The organism is bacterium, assembly GCA_029210965.1.
Taxonomy (GTDB): domain Bacteria; phylum BMS3Abin14; class BMS3Abin14; order BMS3Abin14; family BMS3Abin14; genus JALHUC01.
In genome coordinates this window covers 1-1,638 of record JARGFZ010000098.1, presented here as the reverse complement: position 1 = coordinate 1,638, position 1,638 = coordinate 1, and the positions used below count along the sequence as shown (strand labels likewise).

Sequence of the window (1,638 nt, the reverse complement as noted above, 5' to 3'; positions counted from 1 at the left end):
CGATGATAAAGGCGAGCAGGTGCTCAAAGTCGGCAAAAATCAAAACGCGGATCGTACAGCGCAGCTGATTCCAGAATTCGATGCGGGAGCTAAATCCGCTTCGGCATTCTTGATAGAGTCTGTCGGTCAGTTGCAGGATCTGGTGAACAAAGAAAGCCAGGAGGTTGAGCAGGAAAAAGGTCATGGACAAGTTGTTTTGTCCGTGACCGAAATTGTGTTCAATGTGATAGCCTTGGTTCTTAAGGGTATTAAAGCACTCATTTTCCACCTTCCAACGGGCGCGGGCGGCTTTGGCCAGATCGATCACATTCTCCTTAGAGATATCGATGTCGGTTACCCAGCTGTTATGATAGGTGCGTTTAGCGCCGACAAAGAGGCTGTAGTGGAGGAAATTGACATTGTCGGCATCCTTTGTGCCGTTTAAAGGGGTCTGATGAATCCACTCATAAAGGTGGCGTCGGCCCTTGGCGTCTCTGAAGCTGTAAGTGGAGACCGCACCCAGTCCTTTTTGATCGGCGAACTCCTGAAAAAGGATTTTGTGATCATCGGGCTTGGCTACCAGGATAAAGAACATGCCGGCAATTTTGAGAGTGTCAATGAAGGGCTGCTTGGAATAGAGGCTGTCGCCGGTGACGATCAGCTTGAGCTTGGGGTGGGTGTGACGCAGTTTGGCGATAAGCCGTTTGGCGGCATTGATCTCGCAGTCCTGTTTTTGGGCGCCGTCAGTGTTGGCAATGGGCTCGGGGGCCAGGGGGATGACCTCACGGATGCCTGGGCACACAATCACCGGTTGCAGGATCTGGTGCTCATAGCGAACGTGGCCATTGGAGGTTCTGGTCAGGCAGCCGGGGCAGTGGATGGTATCGGAGGAAAAATACGCCGATCCGTCCAGACACAGCAGATAGCGATCATCGCTGAAACGGAAAAGGTCAAGCTGTTTGCCGCGTTGCAGGGCTCTGAACAGGTCGGCAAACAGTTCGTAGACGGTAGCATTATCGCTATCATCCAGCACTTGGCGCAGCTGGCTGTCCTTGGGAATAGCGGTGATATGAAAGAAGTTTTTCAAGTTGTTGCGGTTAAACCGTTTTTGCAGGCGCCGTTGAAATTGCAGCAGGGATGGATCCTGGAAAAACATCATGGCAAAGCCGCTCATAAAGCAATCGTGCAGGGTGTAATCCAGCGCCCCCTTGCGAGGATCTTGGATTTGTTGCAAGCGCTTTGAAATGGTTTTTCGCAGCGCTTTAAACCCCAAGTGTTTTTTGGTGTGCACCGGTGCTAGCCCCTACCTGGTGGATGACTTTGCAGGAGCTATACAACATATAGAGATAAAAGTCTAGTTTTTTATTTTTCTTAATCATTACTATATGTTGTGATGTTTTTGGGGTGGGATTGGGTCATATTTTGAGGAAAGAGTGCAGTGGGCTGCCTTTACGAAAAATAGTTTGACAATTACTTCTCAAGGCCCACCAAACCCTACTTTACAAACTGACCGAGAATTGCTGTTTGGTTGGTTTCGGCCCAACCTCAGCCAGTTACGGCTTTTCAGGGCAAAGAGCCCCCGTTGATCTCGACAGGCTGGTTTCTAAAGGTAGGTTTCGACCGGGTAGTCGGGATCGATCACATAATCATCCACAGAGG

The 1,638-nt window shown here is 50.1% G+C and carries 1 protein-coding gene; it reads right to left on the bottom strand.

Annotation, left to right across the window (positions count from 1 at the left end; translation table 11 throughout):
- Window positions 1-1,270: transposase (locus P1S59_14410; protein ID MDF1527420.1), on the bottom strand; the 1,270-nt coding region annotated here is incomplete at its 3' end.
- Between the last annotated feature and the right edge of the window lie 368 nt (window positions 1,271-1,638).